At 73.6% G+C, this 23,129-nt stretch carries 21 protein-coding genes; 6 read left to right on the top strand and 15 right to left on the bottom strand.

What is annotated here, in order from left to right; genetic code table 11:
- The first annotated feature begins 49 nt into the window (after positions 1-49).
- Positions 50-2,494, top strand: a complete 2,445-nt coding sequence (locus BKD26_RS09065; RefSeq protein ID WP_084897299.1) for a glycoside hydrolase family 3 C-terminal domain-containing protein — start codon at positions 50-52, stop codon at positions 2,492-2,494.
- On the opposite strand, the gene BKD26_RS09060 is transcribed toward BKD26_RS09065, so the two are convergent.
- Both BKD26_RS09060 and BKD26_RS09055 read right to left on the bottom strand, forming a co-directional pair.
- The gene (locus BKD26_RS09060) at positions 2,491-3,426 is read right to left on the bottom strand and encodes an aldose epimerase family protein (protein WP_084897298.1); all 936 of its coding nucleotides are present in this window, start codon (positions 3,424-3,426) and stop codon (positions 2,491-2,493) included. The genes BKD26_RS09065 and BKD26_RS09060 overlap by 4 nt on opposite strands.
- Positions 3,423-4,322: a GDSL-type esterase/lipase family protein gene (locus tag BKD26_RS09055; protein WP_084897297.1), complete on the bottom strand. Its 900-nt coding sequence runs from the start codon at positions 4,320-4,322 to the stop codon at positions 3,423-3,425. Before BKD26_RS09055 ends, BKD26_RS09060 begins: the two co-directional genes overlap by 4 nt.
- Before the next feature lie 249 nt (positions 4,323-4,571).
- On the opposite strand from BKD26_RS09055, the gene BKD26_RS09050 reads away from it, so the two are divergent.
- Entirely contained in the window at positions 4,572-5,066 is a 495-nt protein-coding gene (locus BKD26_RS09050) for a DUF3145 domain-containing protein (protein WP_073751713.1), read from the top strand.
- 456 nt (positions 5,067-5,522) lie between these two features.
- Here the strand turns inward: BKD26_RS09050 and fabF are convergent, their stop codons facing one another.
- The 5 genes from fabF to BKD26_RS09025 form a co-directional block, all read right to left on the bottom strand.
- A complete protein-coding gene (fabF, locus tag BKD26_RS09045) occupies positions 5,523-6,785 on the bottom strand; it encodes a beta-ketoacyl-ACP synthase II (protein WP_084897296.1) in 1,263 nt (420 codons plus the stop codon).
- A 67-nt stretch (positions 6,786-6,852) separates the two neighbouring features.
- Positions 6,853-7,101: an acyl carrier protein gene (locus BKD26_RS09040; RefSeq protein ID WP_084897295.1), complete on the bottom strand. Its 249-nt coding sequence runs from the start codon at positions 7,099-7,101 to the stop codon at positions 6,853-6,855.
- An 82-nt stretch (positions 7,102-7,183) separates the two neighbouring features.
- The gene (locus tag BKD26_RS09035; RefSeq protein ID WP_073751718.1) at positions 7,184-8,185 is read right to left on the bottom strand and encodes a ketoacyl-ACP synthase III; all 1,002 of its coding nucleotides are present in this window, start codon (positions 8,183-8,185) and stop codon (positions 7,184-7,186) included.
- Positions 8,186-8,201: 16 nt separating this feature from the next.
- Positions 8,202-9,128 (bottom strand): ACP S-malonyltransferase, encoded by a 927-nt coding sequence (locus tag BKD26_RS09030; RefSeq protein WP_084897294.1) that lies wholly within the window; start codon positions 9,126-9,128, stop codon positions 8,202-8,204.
- An 89-nt stretch (positions 9,129-9,217) separates the two neighbouring features.
- A complete protein-coding gene (locus BKD26_RS09025; RefSeq protein WP_084897401.1) occupies positions 9,218-10,420 on the bottom strand; it encodes a helix-turn-helix domain-containing protein in 1,203 nt (400 codons plus the stop codon).
- 156 nt (positions 10,421-10,576) lie between these two features.
- Between BKD26_RS09025 and BKD26_RS09020 the strand changes: the two genes are divergently transcribed.
- Together BKD26_RS09020 and murJ are read left to right on the top strand one after the other, a co-directional pair.
- Positions 10,577-11,179 carry a pirin family protein gene (locus tag BKD26_RS09020; protein WP_241518593.1) on the top strand — a complete coding sequence of 201 codons (603 nt, stop codon included), beginning with the start codon at positions 10,577-10,579 and terminating at the stop codon, positions 11,177-11,179.
- A 109-nt stretch (positions 11,180-11,288) separates the two neighbouring features.
- A complete protein-coding gene (gene murJ / locus BKD26_RS09015) occupies positions 11,289-12,869 on the top strand; it encodes a murein biosynthesis integral membrane protein MurJ (RefSeq protein WP_277622359.1) in 1,581 nt (526 codons plus the stop codon).
- A gap of 309 nt (positions 12,870-13,178) precedes the next feature.
- Here murJ and BKD26_RS09010 read toward each other — a convergent pair whose 3' ends face one another.
- Entirely contained in the window at positions 13,179-14,003 is an 825-nt protein-coding gene (locus tag BKD26_RS09010) for a serine hydrolase domain-containing protein (protein ID WP_084897292.1), read from the bottom strand.
- Between the two features lie 67 nt (positions 14,004-14,070).
- Here BKD26_RS09010 and BKD26_RS09005 point away from each other — a divergent pair, with 67 nt between their 5' ends.
- Together BKD26_RS09005 and BKD26_RS09000 are read left to right on the top strand one after the other, a co-directional pair.
- On the top strand, positions 14,071-14,538 hold the full coding sequence (locus BKD26_RS09005) for a MerR family transcriptional regulator (protein WP_084897399.1): 468 nt from the start codon (positions 14,071-14,073) through the stop codon (positions 14,536-14,538).
- Complete coding sequence (locus BKD26_RS09000) at positions 14,535-15,590, top strand: aldo/keto reductase (protein ID WP_084897291.1); 1,056 nt, start codon at positions 14,535-14,537, stop codon at positions 15,588-15,590. The genes BKD26_RS09005 and BKD26_RS09000 overlap by 4 nt, the downstream gene beginning before the upstream one ends.
- Here BKD26_RS09000 and BKD26_RS08995 read toward each other — a convergent pair.
- The 7 genes from BKD26_RS08995 to BKD26_RS08965 all read right to left on the bottom strand — a co-directional run bounded on the left by BKD26_RS08995 (position 15,587) and on the right by BKD26_RS08965 (position 23,064).
- The gene (locus BKD26_RS08995) at positions 15,587-16,771 is read right to left on the bottom strand and encodes an acyltransferase (protein ID WP_084897290.1); all 1,185 of its coding nucleotides are present in this window, start codon (positions 16,769-16,771) and stop codon (positions 15,587-15,589) included. The genes BKD26_RS09000 and BKD26_RS08995 overlap by 4 nt on opposite strands.
- On the bottom strand, positions 16,768-17,802 hold the full coding sequence (locus BKD26_RS08990) for an alpha/beta hydrolase (RefSeq protein WP_084897289.1): 1,035 nt from the start codon (positions 17,800-17,802) through the stop codon (positions 16,768-16,770). The genes BKD26_RS08995 and BKD26_RS08990 overlap by 4 nt, the downstream gene beginning before the upstream one ends.
- Positions 17,803-17,927: 125 nt before the next feature.
- A complete protein-coding gene (locus BKD26_RS08985; RefSeq protein ID WP_073751742.1) occupies positions 17,928-18,605 on the bottom strand; it encodes a response regulator transcription factor in 678 nt (225 codons plus the stop codon).
- Positions 18,602-19,888, bottom strand: a complete 1,287-nt coding sequence (locus BKD26_RS08980) for a sensor histidine kinase (protein WP_084897288.1) — start codon at positions 19,886-19,888, stop codon at positions 18,602-18,604. The genes BKD26_RS08985 and BKD26_RS08980 overlap by 4 nt, the downstream gene beginning before the upstream one ends.
- Before the next feature lie 166 nt (positions 19,889-20,054).
- Positions 20,055-20,921, bottom strand: a complete 867-nt coding sequence (locus BKD26_RS08975; protein ID WP_179166475.1) for a DUF4429 domain-containing protein — start codon at positions 20,919-20,921, stop codon at positions 20,055-20,057.
- Between the two features lie 85 nt (positions 20,922-21,006).
- Positions 21,007-22,218 (bottom strand): alpha/beta hydrolase, encoded by a 1,212-nt coding sequence (locus BKD26_RS08970; protein ID WP_179166474.1) that lies wholly within the window; start codon positions 22,216-22,218, stop codon positions 21,007-21,009.
- A 135-nt stretch (positions 22,219-22,353) separates the two neighbouring features.
- The gene (locus BKD26_RS08965) at positions 22,354-23,064 is read right to left on the bottom strand and encodes a TetR family transcriptional regulator (protein WP_084897286.1); all 711 of its coding nucleotides are present in this window, start codon (positions 23,062-23,064) and stop codon (positions 22,354-22,356) included.
- Positions 23,065-23,129 lie beyond the last annotated feature (65 nt).

Here is a 23,129-nt window from a genome sequence, read left to right as displayed (position 1 = left end):
GGGCGCACCATGGGGTGTACCGCACGCACGCCGACATGGAGGTACGACAGTGACAGACGCGACCGGTAGCTGGTCCGAGCAGGTCGTCGAGGCGGCACTCGGCAAGCTCGACCTCGACGCCAAGACCCGCCTCCTGGCCGGCCAGGACATGTGGTCGCTGCCGGCCCTCCCCGAGATCGGCCTGACGTCGCTGGTCATGTCCGACGGCCCGATCGGCGTACGCGGGGTGCGCTGGACCGCCGACGACCCGTCCATCGCCCTGCCGTCCCCCACCGCGCTCGCCGCCACCTGGGACCCCGCCCTCGCCCGCCGCGCCGGCCGGCTCCTCGCCCAGGAGGCCCGTCGCAAGGGCGTCCACGTCCTCCTCGCCCCCACCGTCAACCTGCACCGCTCACCCCTCGGCGGCCGCCACTTCGAGGCGTACAGCGAGGACCCGTACCTCACCGGCGAGATCGGCACCGGCTACGTCCTCGGCGTCCAGGACGGCGGCGTCGGCACCACCGTCAAGCACTTCGTCGCCAACGACGCCGAGACCGACCGCTTCACCGTGAACAACGTCGTCGCCCCGCGCCCCCTGCGGGAGCTCTACCTCGCCCCCTTCGAGGCCATCGTCAAGAACGCCCGCCCCTGGGGCATCATGACCGCGTACAACCAGGTCAACGGCGCCACCATGACCGAGCACCACCACCTGGTGAACGAGGTGCTGCGCGGCGAGTGGGGCTTCGACGGCTTCAACGTCTCCGACTGGATGGCCGCCCGCGACACCAAGCGCGCCATCGAGGGCGGCCTGGACGTCGCCATGCCCGGCCCCCGCACCGTGTACGGCGAGGCCCTCGCCGCCGCCGTCCGGGCGGGCGAGGTCGACGAGACGGCCGTCGACGCGGCCGTACGCAACGTCCTGTGCCTCGCCGCCCGCGTCGGCGCCCTGGAGGGTGCCGAGCCCGTCGTCACCGCGCTCCCGGCGCCCCTGGACGGCGACGCCCTCGCCCGCGAGGTCGCCCGCCGCTCCTTCGTCCTCGTACGGAACGAAGGCGCCCTCCCCCTGGTGCCGGGCGGCACCGTCGCCCTCCTCGGCGCCGCCGCCCGCGACGCCCGCGTCCTCGGCGGCGGCTCCGCCCAGGTCTTCCCCGACCACACGGTCTCCCCGCTCGACGGCCTCACCGCCGCCCTCCCCTCCGGCGCGCTGACCTACGCGATCGGCGCCGACCCCAGCGACGAGCTCGCCCCCGCCGGCCAGGGCTTCGAGCTGCGCGCCGTCTGCCGCGACGCCGACGGCACCGTCCTCGGCGCGGGCTCGCTGCCCAACGGCCAGGTCCAGTGGATCGGCGACGACCTGCCCGAGGGCGTCACCTACGACACGCTGCACAGCATCGAGATCACCGGCACCTTCACGCCCCGCGAGAGCGGCGAGCACGCCTTCGGCACGCGCGGACTGGGCGCCTTCACCCTCACCGTCGCGGGCGAGACCCTCTACGACGGCGTCCAGGAGATGGGCGACGAGGCCGACCCGTTCGAGGCGTTCTTCGGCGCCCCGCTGGAACGCGGCAAGGTCGCCCTGACCAAGGACGTCCCGGTGGAGGTGTCCCTGTTCCACCCGCTCGACCAGGAGCACGCGGCGCCGCTGCCGGGTGTGATGTTCTCCTTCGTCCACCTCGGGCCGCGCCGCGACCCCGACGAGCTGATCGCCGAGGCAGCCGAGGCCGCCCGCGCCGCCGACACCGCGATCGTCGTGGTCGCCACCACCGAGCGCGTCGAGTCCGAGGGCTTCGACCGCGCCGACCTGAGGCTGCCCGGCCGCCAGGACGACCTCGTACGGGCCGTCGCCGCCGCCAACCCCAACACCGTCGTGGTCGTCAACGCCGGCTCCCCGGTCGAGATGCCCTGGCGTGACGACGTCGCCGCCGTGCTGCTGAGCTGGTTCCCCGGCCAGGAGGGCGGCGCCGCGCTCGCCGACGTCCTCACGGGCGCCGAAGAACCCGGCGGCCGCCTGCCCACCACCTGGCCGGCCACCCTCGCCGACGCACCGGTCACCGAGGTCACCCCCACGGACGGTGAACTCCACTACGCCGAGGGCCTCTTCACCGGCTACCGCGCCTGGGACCGGGACGGCACCACCCCCGCGTACCCCTTCGGGCACGGCCTCGGCTACACCACCTGGGAGTACGAGGCCCTGGAGCTGTCCCCGGAGGGCGCCACCGTCCGCGTCCGCAACACCGGCTCCCGCCCCGGCCGCGAGACCGTCCAGCTGTACGTCGCACCCGTGGACGACCGGGTGGAGCGCCCGTCCCGCTGGCTGGCGGGGTTCGCGGGCGTCGAGGCCGGCCCAGGCGAGACCGCCGAGGCCGAGATCCGGCTCCCCAGGCGGGCGTTCGAGATCTGGGACGAGGAGACCGGCGCGTGGACGGCGATCCCCGGTGCGTACGAGATCCAGGCGGGCCGCTCGCTCACCGACACCCGCCTGCGCGCCACGCTCACGGTCGACGGAACGGACTAGCGAACCCCGAACGCGTACACGGTCTCCGACGCGTACACCTCGCCCGGCCGCAGGACCGTACTCGGGAACCGCGGCCGGTTCGGGGAGTCGGGGAACGCCTGGGTCTCCAGGGCGACGCCGTCGAGGTGGTCCGGCGCGTACACCTGGAGCCCCGGCTCGGTCGTACGGACCGTCAGGAGACGTCCACTGACCGGCGAGTACAGCTCGGCCGCCGGGCCGTCCACGCCACGGTCCAGGACGAAGTTGTGGTCCAGGCCCGTGCCCACCGGGCGCGGCGTCCGGAAGTCCAGCCGGGTGCCGTCCACCTTCGCGATCTCGCCGGTCGGGATCGCGGCGTCGTCCAGGGGCGTGAAGTGCCCGGCTGCGAGCCGCATCTCGTGCGCGCCGCCCAGGTTCCAGTACGTGTGGTTCGTCAGCGCCACGACCGTCGGCGCGTCCGTGACCGCCTCGTACGCGATCCGCAGCGCCCCCTCCGCGTCCAGGGTGTACGTGGCGGAGACCTCCAGCCGCCCGGGGAAGCCCTCCTCGCCGTCCGGGCTGACCCGCGACAGCCGCACCCCGCCGTCGACCGGCTCGGCGTCCCACACCCGCTTGTCGAACCCGCGCTCGCCGCCGTGCAGGCTGTTCGGGCCGCCGTTGCGGGCCAGCCGGTGGGTCCGCCCGTCCAGCGTGAACGACCCGCCCGCTATCCGGTTGGCGTACCGCCCCACCAGCGCCCCGAAGTACGGCCCCGGATCGGCCTCGTACCCGGCGGGGGAGCCGTACCCCAGCACCACGTTCGCGACGGCACCGTCCCGGCCGGGCACCTCCACCGACTGCACGATGCCGCCGTACGTCAGCACCCCCACCCGCGTGCCGCCCCGTTCCAGGACCCAGCGGTGGACCGTCGTACCGTCGGCCAGCCGGCCGCCCGGTTCACATCGCGTTCTCATGCGGTGATGATGCGGTACGCGATCTCCGCCAGCCGCTCCTGGCCGTTCCTGCTCGGATGGAACCAGTCCCAGCGGCTGAGCTGCGCGCCCGTGAACCGGTGGCCGAACACCGCCCCGCCGTCGTACCGGCACAGCCGGTCCTCCGCACACACGTCACGGAGCACCTCGTTGTACGCCACCACCCGCTCGTACACCTCCTCGCGCCGCTCTCCGGCCGCCACGCCCAGGTCGTCGGCGTCACCGAGCATCGACGCGCAGACGCCCAGCTTCCACACCTCCTTGCCGAGCGCGCTGCCCCGCCCGGTCGACCAGAGCCGTTTCAGGTCCGGCACGCTCGCCACGTACACCTGGCTCTTCGGCGACACCTCGCGCAGCTCCCGCAACGCCTCCTCGAACGCGCCACGGAAGTCGGCCACCGGCGTCATCAGCTCGGCGCTGTCCCGGCAGGCGTCGTTCGCGCCGACCATCACGGTCACCAGACCCGGCTTCTTCGCGGCGGCCTTCGCCATCTGGCTCGGCAGTTCCGCCACCCGCGCCCCGGACCGGGCCAGGTTCCAGCTGCGGGCGGGCAGCGCCGACGGGCCCAGGAGGCGCCGCGCGAGGCTGTTCACCCGTGCGTCGGCGCCGGTCGCCCAGGACACCTCCGGGCAGTCGGCCAGCAGCCCGCACGCGTCGAAACCGCGCGTGATCGAATCGCCGACCGCCGCGACCGACGCGGGGCTGCGGTCCCACGCGGGGGTGGGCCTTGGCGCGGGGCTCACGGAGGCGCGCGGCGCCGCGCCCGGCCCGCGCGCCGGCTCCGCCTCGCACCCGGTGAGCGCCGCGCCCGAGAGCAGGGCGGCAGCCGCCGTCCACACGGCGAGAGTTCGTATACGGCCCCGTCGGCTGTCGGGCATCCCGTAGCCCTTTCGTCGGCGTCCTGGCGAGTGAAAGCTTGGTGTCAACGTCCCCCGGGCAGACCGTACGTCATCCCAAGCGCCCCGGCGCACGGTAGCTTTTCCCCGTCGAACCGTCAGGCGCCTTCGCCAGCCGGCTCCGGTAAATTACATCACGTCACATGCTGTCCCTTTTGCGGAGTTTCACTCCCGATGCTGTTTACTGAGGCCGCTGGGAAAGGCGAACCTCGTCCCACACTGGAGGTCCCGGTGACGACACGTGGAGTCCTGTACGTACACTCCGCACCGCGCGCGCTGTGCCCGCACGTCGAATGGGCGGTGGCGGGCGTGCTCGGTGCGCGGGTCCAGCTCGACTGGATCAGGCAGCCGGCCTCCCCGGGCACCTGGAGAGCGGAGTTCTCCTGGCAGGGCGAACCGGGCACCGCCTCCAAGCTGGCCTCCGCGCTGCGCGGCTGGCAGATGCTCCGCTTCGAGGTTACCGCCGAGCCCTGCTCCACCGCCGAGGGCGAGCGCTACAGCGCCACGCCCGAGCTGGGCATCTTCCACGCGGTCACCGGCATCCACGGCGACATCCTGATCCCCGAGGACCGCCTCCGCGCCGCCCTCGCCCGCGCCGCCCGGGGCGAGACCCAGCTGGAGGCCGAGATCGCCAAGCTGCTGGGCAAGCCCTGGGACGACGAACTCGAACCCTTCCGCTACGCCGGCGAAGGCGCCCCGGTCCGCTGGCTCCACCAGGTCGTCTGATTCTTCACGCGCCCCTCGCACTGCCCGGCCCCAGGGGGCCTCACAGCTTCGGAGCGCTGCGCCGGACTCCGTCCGGCGGACCCGGCTGAGGCCCGCACCGGCCCCGCGTCCGCGCCTGGAGCTTTCCCCGACCCACCCACGCGCCGCACCGCCCCACGGCGCGGGCGGGGCCTTGCAGGGTCGTCCCCGGAGGGGTTGGGGCTCTGGTCACGGTTCCGATCTCGGATGAGAGGGCCGCCCGCCCTGCGGGAATCCCCCCTCTGAGGGAGAGTCGAGCCCGGAGGGCCCCGCCCACCACCCACCGGCCTCGTGGCCACCGCGGCGCGATGCTGCCGCGTCGAAGGTGCGGCACCGGCCCCCTTACCCGTTCCCCGAACATGATGCTGGGCCCACCCCTCCAAGGGGCGGGCCCAGCATCATGTCCACGGTCGCCGACCGCGAGGTCGCACCGCGAGGTCACACCGTGCGGAACGCCAGCACCACGTTGTGGCCACCGAAGCCGAACGAGTTGTTGATCGCGGCGATCGTGCCCTCGGGCAGCGCACGCGGCTCGCCGCGCACGATGTCCGCGTCGACCTCCTCGTCCAGGTCGTCGACGTTGATCGTCGGCGGGGCCGTGCGGTGGTGGAGGGCCAGCACCGTGGCGACGGTCTCGATACCGCCCGCGCCGCCCAGCAGGTGGCCCGTCATCGACTTGGTCGCCGAGACCGCCACGTGGTCCAGCTCCTCGCCGAGCACCTTGCGCAGCGCCTTGACCTCCGCGACGTCACCCTGCGGGGTGGACGTGGCGTGGGCGTTGAGGTGCACGACCTCGGCCGGCTTCAGGTCGGTGGTGTCCAGCAGGTTCTGCAGGGCGGCGGCGATACCGCGTCCCGTCGGCTCCGGCTGGGCGATGTGGTGGCTGTCGGCCGACAGGCCCTGGCCGAGCGCCTCGCAGTAGACCTTCGCGCCTCGCGCGGCGGCGTGCTCGGCGGACTCCAGGATGACGACACCGGCGCCCTCGCCGAGGACGAAGCCGTCCCGGGCCTTGTCGTAGGGGCGCGAGGCCTTCTCCGGCTCGTCGTTGTTCTTGGACATCGCCATCATGTTGGCGAACGCGGCGACCGGCAGCGGGTGGATCGCCGCCTCGGTGCCGCCCGCGACGACCACGTCGGCACGGCCGGTGCGGATCATCTCGATGGCGTAGCCGATCGCCTCGGCGCCCGACGCGCACGCCGAGACCGGGGTGTGGACGCCCGCGCGGGCGTTCACCTCCAGCCCGACGTTGGCGGAGGGGCTGTTGGGCATCAGCATCGGCACGGTGTGCGGGGAGACGCGGCGTACGCCCTTCTCCTTCAGCACGTCGTACTGGTCCAGCAGGGTCGTCACGCCGCCGATGCCGGAGGCGATGACGGTGCCGAGCCGCTCGGGCTCGATGGACGCGTCCTCGCCCGCCGGGGCGGTGAAGCCCGCGTCCGCCCACGCCTCGCGGGCCGCGATCACGGCGAACTGCGCCGAGCGGTCCAGCTTGCGCGCCAGCGGGCGCGGCAGGACCTCGGCCGGGTCGACGGCCACGGGGGCCGCGATGCGGACGGGCATGTCGGCGTAGCGGGCGTCGTCCAGGGGCTTGACGCCGGAGCGTCCCGCCAGCAGACCTTCCCAGGTCGCGGCGGAGTCGCCACCCAGCGGTGTGGTTGCGCCGATACCGGTGACGACCACGGTGCGATTGGTCGAGTTCACAGGAATTCTTTCTCCACGTGTATGAGGTATGCGGGGAATGCGGCGCCACCGCCGGGTGGCGATCCGATCAGCCCTGGTGCTTCAGGATGTAGTCGGCAGCGTCGCCGACCGTCTTGAGGTTCTTGACGTCCTCGTCGGGGATCTTGACGTCGAAGCGCTCTTCGGCGGCGACGACGACCTCGACCATGGAGAGCGAGTCGACGTCCAGGTCGTCGGTGAAGGACTTGTCCAGCTGGACGTCCTCGACCGGGATGCCGGCGATCTCGTTCACGATGTCGGCGAGACCGGCGACGATCTCTTCCTGAGTGGCGGCCATGTGGCGCTCCTTCGGTGTGTATCTCAGAGGTGTTTCTCAGAGGGTTTTTGAGGCTGACCGTCCGGAGGGACCCGAACGGTGCCTAGGGGAGGGTAACGACCGTCGCGGCGTACACGAGACCCGCCCCGAAGCCGATGACGAGCGCGGTGTCACCGCTCTTCGCCTGACCGGTCGCCAGGAGCCGCTCCATCGCGAGCGGAATCGAGGCGGCCGAGGTGTTGCCGGTCGTCTCCACGTCGCGGGCGACCGTGACGTGCTCCGGCAGCTTGAGGGTCTTCACCATCGAGTCGATGATCCGCATGTTCGCCTGGTGCGGAATGAAGACGTCCAGGTCGGCCGCCGAGATACCGGCCGCGTCCAGGGCCTGCTGGGCGACCTTCGCCATCTCGAAGACGGCCCAGCGGAACACCGCCTGGCCCTCCTGCGTGATGGCGGGGAACTTCTCGACCGTGCCGTCCCGGTAGTCGGTCCAGGCGACGGTCTGCTTGATGGTCTCGGACTTGTCGCCCTCGGAACCCCACACGGTGGGGCCGATCGCCGGCTCCTTGGCGGGGCCGACGACGACGGCGCCCGCGCCGTCACCGAACAGGAAGGCCGTCGCCCGGTCCTCCAGGTCGGTCAGGTCGCTGAGCCGCTCGACGCCGATGACGAGCACGTACTCCGCGGAACCCTCCACCACCATGCCCTTGGCGAGGGTCAGGCCGTAGCCGAAGCCGGCGCAGCCCGCCGAGATGTCGAACGCGGCCGGCTTGTTCGCGCCGATCTTGTCCGCGATCTCGGTGGCGACGGCGGGGGTCTGCTTGAAGTGCGACACGGTGGAGACGATCACGCCACCGATCTGCTCGGGCGTGACCCCGGCGTCCGCGATGGCCTTGCCGGCCGCCTCGACCGACATCGCGGTCACGGTCTCCTCGGGGGAGGCCCAGTGGCGGGTGGCGATGCCGGAGCGCGAGCGGATCCACTCGTCGGACGAGTCGATCGTCTCCAGGATCACCTCGTTCGGCACCACACGGGTGGGCCGGTAGCCGCCCACACCCATGATGCGCGCGTACGGGGCGCCCTGGCTGGGCTTGATCTTCGCCATGCTCTACGGCTCCTTGTCAGACGGCGGGCGTCGTGTGCTCGGCGATGAGCGCACGGGCCGCCTCGAGGTCGTCCGGCGTCTTCAGGGCGACCGTCTTGACACCCTTCAGGGCGCGCTTGGCGATACCGGTGAGCGTGCCGCCGGGGCACACCTCGATCAGGGCGGTCGCGCCCAGCCGCTGGAACGTTTCCATGCACAGGTCCCAGCGGACGGGGTTGGCGACCTGGCCCACCAGGCGGGCGACGACATCGGCGCCCGTGGCGACGGGCTGCCCGTCCTTGTTCGAGACGTACGTCACCGTGGGGTCGGCGACCGTGAGGCCGTCGGCGGCCTTCTGGAGCGTCGCGACCGCGGGCGCCATGTGGTGCGTGTGGAACGCGCCGGCGACCTTGAGCGGCACCACGCGGCGTACGCCCTCGGGCTTGTCCGCCTCCAGCGCCGCGAGCTGCTCCATGGTGCCGGCGGCGACGATCTGGCCGGCGCCGTTGACGTTCGCCGGGGTCAGGCCCAGCTTCTCCAGGTGCGGGACGGTGACCTCCGGCTCACCGCCGAGCAGCGCCGACATACCGGTCTCGGTGACCGCGGCGGCCTCGGCCATCGCCAGACCCCGGGTCCGTACGAAGCCGAGCGCGGCCGTGTCGTCGAGGACGCCGGCGAACGCGGCCGCCGTGATCTCGCCGACGCTGTGGCCGGCGACGGCACCGGCCCCGTTGACGTCACCGAGCGCGGCGGCGGACAGCAGACCGGCCGCGACCAGCAGTGGCTGCGCCACCGCGGTGTCACGGATCGCGTCTTCGTCGGCCTTGGTGCCGTAGTGGACGAGGTCGAGCCCGATGGCGTCGGACCACGCGGCGACGCGGTCGGCGGCACCGGGGAGGTCGAGCCAGGGAGTCAGGAAGCCGGGCGTCTGAGCGCCTTGGCCGGGAGCGACGAGTACGAGCACCCTCACACTCTCTCTTGTGGACGGCTCCCACCGCCCGTGGGGACAGGGACGAAGAACCGTCAGGGGAATTGTGGACGTTCGACAAAAGTCTAGGACTGGGGATCTCCGTCGGCCAGACGCCCCAGGATCAGCGCGATCCGCAGCGTGAACGCGGAACGCACATCGGACGGTGACCATCCGGTGACGTCGGTCACACGTCGAAGCCGGTAGCGCACGGTATTGGGGTGCACGAAGAGCATCCGGGCCGCGCCCTCCAGGCTGCTCGCCTGCTCCAGATAGACGCTCAGCGTCTCCAGCAGCGCCGAGCCCGCCTCCTCCAGCGGTCTGTAGATCTCCTCCACCAGCTGCTCGCGCGCCGACGGGTCACCGGCCATCGCGCGCTCCGGCAGGAGATCGTCCGCCAGCACCGGCCGAGGCGCGTCCTGCCAGGCCGAACACGCCTTCAGGCCCGCCGCCGCGGCCTGCGCGGACCGGGTCGCCGCGAGCAGGTCCGGCACGATCGGCCCGGCGACCACCGGCCCGGCGGCGTACGGGCCGATCAGCGACTTGGCCACCTGGAGCGGGTTGTCGCTGCCGCCCGCGATGACGACCAGCCGGTCGCCGAGCACCCCGGTGAGGACCTGGAGCTTGGCGTGCCGGGCCGCCCGCCGGATCGCCTCGACGGTCAGCTCGCTGTCGCCGTCCGGCGCCGTGCCCAGGATCACGCACACATGCTCCGGCGAGTTCCAGCCGAGAGCGGCCGCCCGCGAGACGGCGCCCTCGTCGGCCTCCCCGGACAGCACCGCGTTCACCACCAGGGACTCCAGCCGGGCGTCCCACGCGCCGCGCGCCTCGGCGGCCTGCGCGTACACCTGGGCGGTCGCGAACGCGATCTCCCGGGCGTACACCAGCAGTGCCTCGCGCAGCACCGACTCGTCGCCCGGGGCGGCGACCTCCTCGATCGCCGACTCCATGACCTCGATCGTCGTCCGCACCATCTCCACGGTCTGGCGCAGCGTGATCGCCCGGGTCAGCTCGCGCGGAGCCGTCCCGAACACGTCGGTCGAGATCGCCTGCGGGGTCTCCGGGTGCCGGAACCACTCGGTGAACGCGGCGATACCGGCCTGGGCGACCAGGCCGATCCACGACCGGTTCTCCGGGGGCATGGCCCGGTACCAGGGCAGCGTCTCGTCCATGCGGGCAATGGCGTTCGCCGCAAGCCGTCCGGAGGACTGCTCGAGGCGCTTCAGGGTGGCGGCATGGGGGTGGGCGTCGTTCGCTGCGGGTTCAGGCACGGGACAAGACTGCCTCATCAGGACGGGGGAGTGCGGCGCCGGGGCTACGGTGGTCCCGTGAGTTCCTGGCATCCGGACGGAGCGGCGGCCGCCGCGCGTCCCGAATCGGGCCCGCAGGCGTGGACCGTCCAGCGGGCCGCCGAGCGCTACCGCGGCGGCGAGGCCGCGGCCGGCATCGAGACCCTGCACGCCTTCTCCTTCGGGCGCTTCTACGACCCCGGCAACCTCCGCTTCGGCGCCGTCCTCGCCTGCAACGAGGAGCGGCTCGCACCCGGCTCCGGGTTCGACGAGCACCCCCACAGCCACACCGAGATCGTCACCTGGGTCGTCCAGGGCGAGCTCACCCACCGCGACTCGGCCGGGCACACCTCGCGCATCGGGCCAGGTGACGTACAACACCTCAGCGCCGCGGCCGGCGTCCGGCACGAGGAGCGCAACGACGGCGAGGACCCGCTGGTCTTCGTCCAGATGTGGCTGGCGCCGAAGGAACCCGGCGGCGACCCGTCGTACGACGTCGTGCGGGGCATCGCGGACGCCACGCCGTACGCCCTGCCCGCCGCCGGCGCCATGCTCCACGTACGCCGCCCGGCGGCCCCCGGCGAACGCGTCGCCGTCCCGGACGCCGCCTTCGTGTACGTCCACGTGGTACGGGGCTCGGTGCGGCTCGGCGACGACGGGCTGGGTCCGGGCGACGCGGCCCGGATCACCGGCGCGGAGGGGCTGGAACTGGTGGCACTCGGGCGGGCCGAGGTGCTGCTGTGGGAGATGAGCGGCTGATGGCGTCGCGGGGCGCCGGCACCTTGGGGGAGAACCGTTGAGCGACACCACCGTCGATACGCCGACGAAACCGGCGCCGCCCTCACCCTCCTCGTCCTCCTCGCCGTCCCTGGCGCGCAGCGGCGCCGTCATGGCCGCCGGCTCGCTGCTCTCCCGGGCCACCGGATTCGGCCGGTCCGCCATCGTCGCCGCCGCCCTCGGCACCGGACTGATCGCCGACGGGTACGCCGTCGGCAACACCGTCCCCAACATCGTCTACATGCTGCTCCTCGGCGGCGCCCTCAACGCCGTCTTCGTACCCGAGCTGGTCAAGGCCGCCAAGGAGCACGACGACGGCGGCAGGGCGTACACCGACCGGCTGCTGACGGCCTGTCTGCTCGGGCTGCTGGCGCTCACGGCCGGCGCCGTGCTGGCGGCGCCCGCCCTCGTCGGCGCGTACACCGACTACACCGGCCCGCAGGCCACGATGACGGTCGCCTTCGCCCGCTACTGCCTGCCGCAGATCTTCTTCCTCGGCCTGTTCACGCTGCTCGGCCAAGTCCTCAACGCGCGTGGCCGGTTCGGCGCGATGATGTGGACGCCCGTCCTCAACAACGTCGTCGTGATCGCCGTGTTCGCGCTGTACCTGGCCGTGAGTGACGGCGGCGCGCTCAGCCCCGGCGAGACCACGCTGCTCGGCTGGGGCACCACGGCCGGGATCGTCGTCCAGGCGCTCGCCCTGCTGCCCTCCCTGCGCGGCGCCCGCTTCCGCTTCCGGCCCCGCTTCGACTGGCGCGGCAGCGGACTGACGTCACCGCTGCGCTCGGCGGGCTGGCTGGTGCTGCTGGTGCTCACCAACCAGGGCGCGTACTGGGTCACCACCCGGCTCGCCACGGCGGCGGGCGCGCGGTTGGCGCCCGAAGGGATGGACGGGGGCGCCGGGTTCAGCGCGTACACCAACGCCTACCTGCTGTGGATGGTCCCGCACGGCATCGTGACCGTCTCGCTGGTCACCGCCCTGATGCCGCGCATGAGCGGCGCGGCGGCGGAGGGCGACACGGCCGGGGTGCGGCGGGACGTCTCGTACGCGCTGCGCACCAGCGCGGCCGCCGTCGTCCCCGCCGCGTGCGCGCTGCTGGCGCTGGCCGGGCCGCTGATGGCCGCCGTCTTCGAGTACGGCAGGACCGACGCGGACGACATCGCGCGCATGGCGGCCGTCCTGATGGCGTTCGCGCCCGGCCTGGTGGCCTTCTCCGGGCAGTACGTGCTGACGCGGGGCTTCTACGCGCTGCGCGACACGAGGACGCCGTTCCTGCTGAACCTGCTGATCGCCGGGCTCAACGCGGGCCTGTCGGTGGCGGCCTACCTGGTGCTGCCGGCGCGCTGGGCCGTGACCGGCATGGCCGGGGCGTACTCGGTGGCGCTGTGGGCCGGCTGGGCGGTCACCGCGTACGTACTGCGGCGGCGGCTGACCTCGCCGGGCGGACGCGACGGCGGCGGGGCCCTCTCGGCCCTGGTCCGGCTCCTGGTGGCGGCCGTCCCGGCGGCGACGCTCGGGTACGGGGCGGCGCGGTGGGCGACCGCGGGCGGCCCGTTCGTGGCGGCGGGCGCCGGCGCGGTGGTGATCGCGGCGGTGTTCACCCTGCTGGCCCGGCCGCTGCGGCTGACGGAGGTGGAGGCGCTGGTACGACGCGGCGCGCGCCGGCGCTAGCGGTGCCGGCGCGCCGCCGACGTGGGCCCGCTGGTGGGCGGGCGTTGGTACGACGCGCGGCACGCCGTCGGGGGCGCCGACGGCAGGGCTCGCGGCATCAGCGGCCGTCGCCCGGCGCGCCATTGCCAGGGCCCGTCAGCGCGTCGGCGTCAGCGCCCCGCCGTCAGCGCGTCGGCGTCAGCGGGCCGTCGTTCGGGCGCCGCCACGGCGCGCCGTCGTGCGCGTGCCGCTGTCAGCGCGCTCCGGTGGCGGGCCCGCGCCGCGCGCCCCGGCTCGAGCCGGTCCCGCGCGCCGGTCCGGCGGGCGCCGCTAGCGCGCCGTGCCGGCCAGCTCCGCCAGCACCGCGTCCGTGAAGGGCGGCCACGCCTCGATCGCCCACGGGCCGAAGGCCCGGTCGGTCAGGGCCACGCACGCCGCGCCCGCGTCGGGGTCGATCCACAGGAACGTGCCCGACTGGCCGAAGTGCCCGAACGTCCGCGGGGACGACGAAGCCCCCGTCCAGTGCGGCGACTTGCCGTCCCGGATCTCGAAGCCGAGGCCCCAGTCGTTGGGCCGCTGGTGCCCGTACCCGGGCAGGATGCCCGTCAGCCCCGGGTGGACGACCGTCATGGCCTCCAGCACGGTGCGCGGGTCCAGCAGCCGCGGCGCCTGCACCTCGGCGGCGAACCGCACCAGGTCGTCGACCGTCGAGACACCGTCCTTGGCGGGCGAGCCGTCCAGCGTGGTGGCCGTCATGCCCAGCGGCTCCAGCACCGCCTGGCGCAGGTACTCCGCGAACGGGATGTCGGTGGCCTTCGCGACATGGTCGCCCAGCACCTCGAACCCGGCGTTGGAGTAGATCCGCCGCGTGCCCGGCCCGGCCATGACCCGGTGCTCGTCGAACGCCAGCCCGGACGTGTGCGCGAGCAGGTGCCGCACGGTGGCGCCCTCCGGCCCGGCCGGCTCGTCGAGCTCGATCGCGCCCTCCTCGTACGCCACGAGCACGGCGTACGCGGCGAGCGGTTTGGTCACCGACGCCAGCGGGAACGGCCGGCCGGTCGGGCCGTGCGCCCCCACGACGGTGCCGTCCGCCCGCACCACGGCCGCCGCCGCGGTCTCCACCGGCCAGTTCTCGATCAACGCCACGCTTCGCATGCGTACGAGCGTATCTCCCCGGTTGGGACTTGCTTGGAGTGCACTCCAAGGTCCTAGCGTGGAGGCCATGACGGTGATCGAGAGCACTCCCGTACGGACCGAGCGCCCCGGCATCTGCCTGTCCGCGCCGCCCCCGCACCCGCGACCCGACGGGCAGGATCGCTACACGATCAGCGAGGTGTCGGCCTGGACCGGGCTCACCGCGCACACCCTGCGCTGGTACGAGCGGATCGGGCTGATGCCGCACGTCGACCGCTCCCACACCGGTCAGCGCCGCTTCACCAACAAGGACCTCGACTGGCTCACCTTCGTCGGCAAGCTGCGGCTGACCGGCATGCCGGTGGCGGACATGGTGCGCTACGCCGAGCTGGTGCGGCGGGGCGAGCACACCTTCGAGGAGCGGCAGGAGCTGCTGGAGGCCACGCGGCGGGACGTGCGGTCCCGGATCGCGGAGCTCCAGGACACCCTCGCCGTGCTCGACTACAAGATCGACTATTACGCGGGTGCCCGGCGGGCCCCGGAGAGGACCACATGAGCGGCATCGAGAAGATCGCGACGGTACGCCTCGGCACTGGGGGTACCTCCCAGGCCGAAGGCTCTGGGGGAGGCCCGCTGGTGGGCGTCCAGGGCTTCGGCGCCATGGGCATCAGCGAGTTCTACGGCGACACCGACGAGGCTGCTGCCCGTGACACCCTGGACGCCGCGCTGGAGGCGGGCGTCACGCTGATCGACACCGCCGACATCTACGGGCGGGGCGCCAACGAGGAGTTCCTCGCGCCGTTCGTCGCCGAGCACCGCGACGAGATCACCCTGGCCACGAAGTTCGGCATCGTACGCACCGACGACCCCACGTACCGGGGCATCAGCAACGACCCCGCGTACATCAGGTCGTGCGTCGAGGGCAGCCTGCGCCGCCTCGGCGTCGACGTCATCGACCTGTACTACATGCACCGCCGTGACCCGGCCGTGCCGCTCGCCGAAACCGTCGGCGTGATGGCCGAGCTGGTGAAGGAGGGCAAGGTCAAGCACCTCGGCCTCAGCGAGGTGACCGGCCCCGAGCTGCGCGAGGCGCACGCCGTGCACCCGATCGCCGCCCTGCAGTCGGAGTGGTCGCTGTTCTCCCGGGACGTGGAGCGCAGCGCCGTGGGCGCGGCGGCCGAGCTGGGCGTGGCGTTCGTGCCGTACTCGCCGCTCGGGCGCGGGTTCCTCACCGGGGCGTTCGCCGACGCGGCCAAGGACCTGTCGAGCAACGACTTCCGCCAGGCCCATCCGCGCTTCTCGGGCGAGAACGCCCAGCGGAACGCCGACCTGCTGAAGCCCGTCCGCGAGGTCGCGGAGGCGCACGGGGCGACGCCCGCGCAGATCGCGCTCGCGTGGGTCCAGCAGCGGGCGGCCGTGCACGGTCTGACCGTCGTGCCCATCCCGGGCACCCGCAAGCGGACCCGCCTGCTGGAGAACGCCGCGGCCACCCGGATCACGCTCAGCGAGCAGGAGCTGGCGGAGCTGGAGCCGATCGCCGCCCAGGTGGCCGGCGACCGGTACGCGGACATGTCGTTCGCCTCCGCCTCCCGCGAGATCCAGGCCTAGCCCAGCGCGTACACCGCGAAGCCCGCCGCCAGCAGCCCCGCTGCCGAGCGGCGGGCGGCGCTCGTGTGCGTCCACGGGGTATCGAACCCGCGCGCGTACCGCCCGATCAGGAGCAGCAGCCCCGCGAACAGCGGCAGCCACGCCAGCCGCGCCAGGATCCAGCCGAGCGTGTCGGGCGCGGTCGTCAGGCCCGGCAGCGGGCCCGCGAACGACGCGGGAACGGCGGCGGCCAGCATCGCCGTCTGGTGCCAGCACAGGATCGTCATCGCCGAGAGGTTGACGACGACGACCGGCGCCCACAGGGCGGGACGCCGCAGCAGCCGGCCCAGCCGGTCGCGCAGCAGGATCGCGGCGCCGCTCTGCGCGGCGGCGAGCGCGAGGACGAGCAGCGACGGCGGGTGGGAGTTGGTACGGGCCTCGCCGGGGACGCCGACCATCGAGGTGGGGTAGTGGAAGGCGAGCAGGAGCGCCGCGAACAGGGCCGCGCCGCCGACGAGCAGCGCCCGCGCATGCGTGGTGCGGATCCTCTTCTCGCCCCAGGAGACGCCCAGTTGGTACGCGAAGAGCCAGCCGGGCAGGATGTTCAGCACGCCCAGCCAGGACGGCACGGCCTCGGCGTACGGGCCGTAGCGCAGGACGTCGACCACGGCGACCGAGGCGAGGAGCGGCGCGGCCGCCCAGGCGCCGAGCCGGCGGGCGGCGCGTACGCAGTACGGGGTGAGGGCGGTGACGGCCGTGTAGACGCCGACGAACCACAGCGGCTGGACGACCAGCGTCGATCCGGTGCGCAGCGTGTCGTTCGGGACGCCCAGGGCGTACAGCACCGGGATCAGGACGGCCCAGACGGCGGTGACCCCGAGGACGGGACGGCCGAGCCGGGCGATCCGCCCCCTGAGCCACGCGCCCGTGGAGCCTTGGCGCCTGTGGTACGACAGGACGGACGCGTACCCGCCGACCAGGAAGAAGATCCCCAGCATCTGGAGCACCCAGCTGACGGGGGCGAAGAACCCGAAGGTGCTGAGCGGGCTGGCGTTGTGGATCGCCCCGCCGGCGTCGAGTGTGAAACCGCCGAGGAGCCAGTGGCCGGTGGGGACGGCGAGCAGCGCGAGGGCGCGCAGCCCGTCGACGGCGCGGTCGCGGTGGGCGGGCGTGCGGGCCTCGATCCGTTCGGCGAGCTTCATCGGGCCTCCCCCCGGGCGATGGCGGCGAAGGTACGGAGGGACTGGGTGCCGGGCGCGAAGTAGCCGGTATGGCCGTGGGCGTCGGCGGCGGGCACGGGACGGGCGCCGAAGGCGGGATCGGCCGGGTCGCTGCCGTGGCCGAGGCCGAGGAGCTGGACGTTCGGCACCTTGGAGATCCAGTCGGACGGGTCCTTGGCGGCCCACACACGGGCGGCGGTGCCCAGGTCGGCGACGGTGTCGGCGCGCATGCCGGGGGAGCCGAGGACGACGAGGTCCCCGGCCTTGAGGTGCGGGGCGGCCAGGCCGCAGACGACGGAGCCGTAGCTGTGGCAGAAGACGGCGGGCGCGGGGGCCTCGACGGCCGCGAGCCCGTCGGTGAGCCGGGTCAGCCGCGCGGCACCGGCCTCGGCGAGGTCGCCGGAGGCGGCGTCGAGACCCACGCCGACGGGCGTGGTGTAGCCGGCCCAGGCGATGACGGCGGTGCCCTTCGCCGCCGCCCGCAGCTGCCGCGCCATCCCGGCGGGGGTGCCGTACGGGTCGGTGGGGTGGTCGTACGTCCCGGCGTCGATGTCCGACCCGGGGACGAGGACGGCGACGTGACGGCTGCGCGCCAGGTCCCCGTACACCTCGGCGACCTGGCCCCGGCCGCGCGGGTCGAACGCGAGGATCTGCCGCCCGTGCCCGGCGAGGTGCGCGAACCGGGCGTCGCGGCGCAGGGCGGTCGCGTTGGCCTCGTAGCGGAGGGCGACCGGGGCGCCGTCGAGGTTGCCGACGACGGTGGGGTGGCGGTGCGCGAGGCCCCGCTGCTGGGCGCCCGTCAGTGTGCGGAAGAACGCGGCGACTTCACGCGGCGTGGCGTGCGCCGGATCGGGCAGGGCCCGCCCCAGCGAGGTGTCGGCCCGCCACGCCTCGCTCCCCGGCGGTGGCCCGGTGACGGGCCGCTGCCCGCTCCCGGCGGCCCATCCGGCGGTCCCGGTCACGACGGCCGCCGCGAGCGCGACGGCCGTGAGACTCCTCTTCCAGCGGCGCATGACGCCCCCTCTTCTTCCTTCGTCCTGTGCTGCGGCGAGAGGAAGGTAGGAGGGCGGCTTGTGAGGGGGCGTCACCCCGCGGAGCCAACCGCGGGGTGATACCGGAGTAGGGGGTGGGTCAGCCCTCAGGCGTCGCCCGGGGTCACCAGGCCCGACTCGTACGCGAAGACGACCGCCTGCGCCCGGTCGCGGAGGTCCAGTTTCGACAGGACCCGGCCGATGTGGGTCTTCACCGTCTGCTCGGCCAGGATCAGGTGGCCGGCGATCTCCTGGTTCGACAGGCCCCGGGCGATCAGCTCCAGGACCTCCGTCTCACGGGGCGTCAGGCCGTTCAGGCGCAGCGAGCGGTCCCGGCGCGGGGCCGGGCGGGAAGCGGCGAAGTCGGCGATCAGGCGGCGCGTCACGGACGGGGCCAGCAGCGCCTCGCCGGCCGCCACCACCCGTACCGCGGCGATCAGGTCGGCCGGCGGGGCGTCCTTGAGCAGGAACCCGGACGCGCCGGCGCGCAGCGCCTCGTACACGTAGTCGTCCACGTCGAAGGTGGTGAGCATCAGCACCTTCGGCCGGTGGACGACCCCCGGTGGCGGCGACAGGATCTCGCGCGCCGCAGCCAGCCCGTCCATCTCCGGCATCCGGACGTCCATCAGCACGACGTCGGGATGGGCGGAACGGGCCACCGACACGCCCTCCCGCCCGTCCGGCGCCTCCCCCACCACGTCGATGTCGGGCTGCGCCGACAGCAGGGCGGCGAACCCCGCGCGCACCATGGCCTGGTCGTCGACGATGATCACGCGGATGGTCACGCGGGTTCCTCCGTAGCGAATGGGATCCGGGCCGCGACCCGGAAGCCCCCGTCCGGCAGCGGCCCGGTGTCGAGGGTGCCGCCGGTCAACCGTACGCGCTCCCGCATGCCGACGAGCCCGTGCCCGGTGCCGCTGCTCTCCAGGGGCGAACGCGCTTCGGCGGGCGGGCCGTTGACGACCAGTACCGTCAGCCGGCCGCCGTCCGACGACACCGACACGCGCGTCGCCGCGCCGGGCGCGTGCCGCACCACGTTCGCGAGGGCCTCCTGCACGATCCGGTACGCGGACAGGTCCACCGCCTGCGGCACCGGGCCCAGGCCGGCCGGCATCGACAGCTCGGCCGGCACACCCGCCCGTACCGTCGCCTCCACCAGCTGCTGGATCCGCTCCAGACCCGGCTGGGGCGCCCGTTCGCCCTCCGTACCCTCACTGCGCAGCACCGCCAGCAGCCGCCGCATCTCGGTCAGGGACTCGCGGGCGGACGCGGCGATCGTCGAGAACTCCTCTAGGGCCGCCTCCGGCAGCCCCTCGATCCGGTACGGCGCCGAATCCGCCTGCACCGTGATCACCGACATGTGGTGGGCCACGATGTCGTGCAACTCGCGGGCGATCCGCGCCCGTTCCTCCAGCAGCGTGCGTCGGGCGCGCTCGGCCTCGCTGATCGTCTCCTGCTCGACCAGCCGGCGCTGCGCGTCCCCGCGTTCCCGCAGGGCCGCGGTGAGCAGCAGCACGACCCCGCTCAGGATGAACAGCAGCAGGTGGACGCCGTCGCTGCGGGTCTGCGAGACCAACTCGAAGGCGAACCCCGCCGCGCCCGTCACCAGCCACACGGCCAGCAGCGTCCGGCGCGGCTCGCGCAGCCCCACGGCCACCATCAGCGCCAGGTAGCCGACCACGATCATCGGCGTCCACGGCCAGGACCGGCCGGCCACGCCGTCCGCGCCGAGCAGGACCAGCGCGCCCAGCACATCGGCGGCCATGACGATCGACCACGCCTGGAGCGGCCGCGCCACGGCGAGCAGCAGCGGCGCGGTCTGGGCGGTCGCCAGTGCCCCGGCGATCGCGCCGTTCACCGCGTAGCCGTTGACGAGCACGGTCACGGTGACCGGCAGCAGCGACGCGACGAACGCGAAGGCGACGGCGTACGGAAGCAGGCGGAGCCACCGCGACGACGCCTGCGCGAGCAGCGGCGCGCCGGGCTCGGCGGGCGTGGCGAGGGCGAGCCCCAGTACGCGCAGCGCGTCGCGCACACGTCGGGTGGCGGACGGGGAAGGGCTACTCATGATCCCGCCAGCCTAGGCACCGGGCGCCCACCCCGACGTCATACCCGGGTCCCGGTTCTGCCCTCGTACCCCGGTACGACACCCCTGCCGCCCCGGTGACGTGCGGGGGCCGGTCAGGTGGCGCGGCTCGGGGGCCGCCGGGGCTGCCGGGGTGGCCGGCACGGGGTTACAGCTCCGCCAGCAGCTGGGCCTTCTTCACGGCGAACTCCTCGTCCGTCACCAGACCCGCCTGGTACAGCTCGCCCAGGTGCCGTATCCGCTCCGCGATGACCGCCGGGTCACGGCCGGCCGTCACCGCGGCGGGGACCGGCACGGCGGCCGCGCCCGCGTCCCGTACCGCCGCGAGGACCGCGGCCGCGAACGGCAGCGACTCGTGCACCGGCCCGTAGCCGAGCCCGAAGACGACCGCCGCCGGGTCCTGGTCCGCCTGCGCCGGCTGGGCGTCGCCCGCGTGGCCGCGCCGCAGCAGCCGCAGATAGCCGTCGAAGACGTCGGGCGAGCGCCACTCGACGCCGCTCAGCTCCCGTACGGAGAAGCTCTGGTCACCGGCCTTCCACTTGGCGGACGACGCGCCGGTCCAGAACCAGCGGAACGCCACCTGGCCGCCGTCGAAGGACGCCTTGCCGTCGTACGCCTTGAACTGCAGCGGCGCCTCCGGGGCGGTGACCAGGAAGCGGTCGGCCCGTTCCGCCGCCGCGGGCGCCAGCCGCGCCCGGAGCTCGTCCGCGTAGTACTCGGCGAGCGTCTCCCGCTCGGCCGGCAGCACCAGCCGGTAGGGGTCGCAGGCGTCCTTGAGCTGACCCGCGGCCGCCTCCATCAGCGGATCGGCGCCCGGTCTCGGCACCGCGTGCAGCACCACCGTGCCGCGTCTGCCCGGGGAGAGGGTCACCGACGCCAACGCTTCGTGCGGGATACGTCGCTCGCGCAGCGCCTGGTAGAGCTTCGGTGCGCGGATCCCCCGTTCGAAGCGGATGAGCACGGCGTCTGGTTCGAACTCCCAGGTGGCATGAATTCCGGCCAGCACATCACCCATGCGCCTCATCGTATGCGGCGTGCGCCCGCGCGTCGCCCCCGAAGAGTTGCGAGCTTCGGCGGGGCCCCACGCACCTCTACGCGCGTCAGAGCGTCCGCGTACCGGAGATTCCGCCGCGGCAGGCCTCCGGGTCGCCGGCGCAGCGCACGGTGCGGTACGAGCCGACGCCTATCTCGGCGAAGTTGCGGAGGCTCTCCGTGCCCGGTTCGAAGTACCCGGCGTGCCCGACCGCGCCCGCCGCCGACAGTACCCGCGCCCCGAACTCCGGGGCCACCGGATCGGCGCCGTGGCCCAGCCCGCCGACGTCCAGGTACGGCACGTCGGCGATCCAGTCGTCGGCGTCGCGCATGGCCCACACACGGGCGCGGGTGCCGAGCCCGGCGGCGGTCTCGGCGCGCATCCCGGGGCTTCCGGCCACCGCGACGTCGGCGACCCGGGCGGGCAGCCGGCGGGCGGCGACGCCGCACACCACGGAGCCGTAGCTGTGGCAGAACAGAGCCACCCGCGAGTCGCCGGGCAGCGCGCCGCTGAGGGACACCAGCCGGGCCGCCCCGCTTTCGGCGAGCCGCCCGATGGCCGCGTCCATGCCGACGCCGACGGGTGCGGTGTAGTCGGCCCAGGCGATGACGGCGGTACGGGTGGTGGGCGCGGCGGCGCGTTCGGCGGCGTACAGGGATTCGGCCATTCCGGCGGGCGCCGTGTACTTGCGGGCGGTCTTCTCGAACGTCAGCAGGTTGGTGTCGACGCCCGGGACGATGACGGAGACGTGCCGCGCCCGGTCGAGGTCGCCGAAGACCTCGGCGACGCGGCCCTTGCCGGACGGGTCGAAGGCGAGGATCTGCCGGTCCTCGCGCATCAGGGAGGCGAACCGGTGCGAGCGGCGGAGGGCCTCCTGGCGGCCGTCGGGCGACAGCCGCTCGTCCGCCACGCGCTTGCGCTCGGCGTCGAGCGCGGCGCGCAGCGCGAGCCGGTTGGCGCGGTAGCGGAGGGTGATGGGGGCGCCGTCGAGGTTGCCGACGACGAGCGGGTACTCGGCGGCGAGCCGGTGGCGCTGGCGTTCCGTCAGGGAGCTGAAGAACGCGGCGAGTACGGCCGGCGGCGACGCGGGATCGGGCAGGTCCGCCGTACCTGTCCGGCCGTCCCGCCAGGCGGCGAGCGCGGCCTCACGCGGCTCTCCCGGCCCACGGTGGTGGCGGATCGCCGTCCAGCCGGTGGTCATGAGGAGGACGAAGACCACGGCGAGGGCGAGCAGCGCGCGCCACGCCTGGAGCGTGGGGGAGGAGTCGAAGGAAGTCACTGCGGGACACCCTAGGAGACACGTGAGGGGCGCCGCGAAGAGGGTGAGGTACATCACGCGTGAGGGTGGCCGATCGGGGAAGCGTGATCACTCAGCGTACGCGCGGGGCGTACGGCGTGCGCGCGGGGCGTACGCCTACGGCGCGTACGGCGGGTACGGCGGGTCCCAGGACGTGGCGTCGGCGTCGCCGCGCCAGTCGGCGGCCAGGGCCGGTCCCAGGTGGTCCAGGTAGGTCTCCGTCAGGGTGCGCATCGCCTCCAGGGACGGGTCCTCCCCCCGGCCCCACAACTGTCCGGTGATCCGCATGACACCGCTGAACGCGGCGACGGCCACGCGCGGGCGCGGATCGGCGTCCACGTCGAGGCCCTCGCGGTCGGCGATCAGCCGGGCGATGTTCTCCTCCATCTCGATGGAGCGGCGCAGGTGCACGGCCAGGAGCGCGGGTGTCGACTCGATCATCTGGAAGGTGCGGAGGTACACCTCCACCGGGACGACCTCCATGATCGCCTCGCCGATGGTGTTCCAGGCGGACAGGACGGCGTTGCGCATGGCCTCCAACGGGGCCTCGTGGGCGGGGCGTTCGCGCAGGGCGGTCACGAAATGCCGCTCGACCATCTGCTGGACGGCGAAGGCGACCTCTTCCTTGCTCGCGAAGTAGCGGAAGAACGTGCGCTGCGAGACGTCGACGGCGTCGACGATCTCGTCGACCGTGGTCCGCTCGTACCCCTGGCTGGTGAACAGCTCCAGTGCGGCGCGCAGCAGGGCGTCGCGGGTGCGCTGCTTCTTGCGCTCGCGCAGCCCGGCGGGGGCCGGCGTCCCTGTGCTGGTCGGCTGCTCGGCCGTCACTTCATGGTCCTCTTTCTGCCATTTCTGGCTGCTCAGGCTACCTGTGAGCGACGCGACAGTTACCG

This window comes from Streptomyces sp. CB03238, assembly GCF_002099185.1.
Classification (GTDB): Bacteria; Actinomycetota; Actinomycetes; order Streptomycetales; family Streptomycetaceae; genus Streptomyces.
Note: the sequence above shows the minus strand (reverse complement) of the source record. Positions and strands in the feature narration are given on the sequence as shown.

Coding starts and splice junctions, on each gene's coding strand:
- BKD26_RS08975 (WP_179166475.1), bottom strand. CDS start 20,921: ATGGGTGATGTGCTGGCCGGAATTCATGCCACCTGGGAGTTCGAACCA.
- BKD26_RS09010 (WP_084897292.1), bottom strand. CDS start 14,003: ATGCGAAGCGTGGCGTTGATCGAGAACTGGCCGGTGGAGACCGCGGCG.
- BKD26_RS08990 (WP_084897289.1), bottom strand. CDS start 17,802: ATGCGCCGCTGGAAGAGGAGTCTCACGGCCGTCGCGCTCGCGGCGGCC.
- BKD26_RS09060 (WP_084897298.1), bottom strand. CDS start 3,426: ATGAGAACGCGATGTGAACCGGGCGGCCGGCTGGCCGACGGTACGACG.
- BKD26_RS09025 (WP_084897401.1), bottom strand. CDS start 10,420: ATGAGGCAGTCTTGTCCCGTGCCTGAACCCGCAGCGAACGACGCCCAC.
- BKD26_RS09000 (WP_084897291.1), top strand. CDS start 14,535: ATGAGCGGCATCGAGAAGATCGCGACGGTACGCCTCGGCACTGGGGGT.
- BKD26_RS09055 (WP_084897297.1), bottom strand. CDS start 4,322: ATGCCCGACAGCCGACGGGGCCGTATACGAACTCTCGCCGTGTGGACG.
- BKD26_RS09035 (WP_073751718.1), bottom strand. CDS start 8,185: ATGGCGAAGATCAAGCCCAGCCAGGGCGCCCCGTACGCGCGCATCATG.
- BKD26_RS08980 (WP_084897288.1), bottom strand. CDS start 19,888: ATGAGTAGCCCTTCCCCGTCCGCCACCCGACGTGTGCGCGACGCGCTG.
- BKD26_RS09005 (WP_084897399.1), top strand. CDS start 14,071: ATGACGGTGATCGAGAGCACTCCCGTACGGACCGAGCGCCCCGGCATC.
- BKD26_RS08995 (WP_084897290.1), bottom strand. CDS start 16,771: ATGAAGCTCGCCGAACGGATCGAGGCCCGCACGCCCGCCCACCGCGAC.
- BKD26_RS09040 (WP_084897295.1), bottom strand. CDS start 7,101: ATGGCCGCCACTCAGGAAGAGATCGTCGCCGGTCTCGCCGACATCGTG.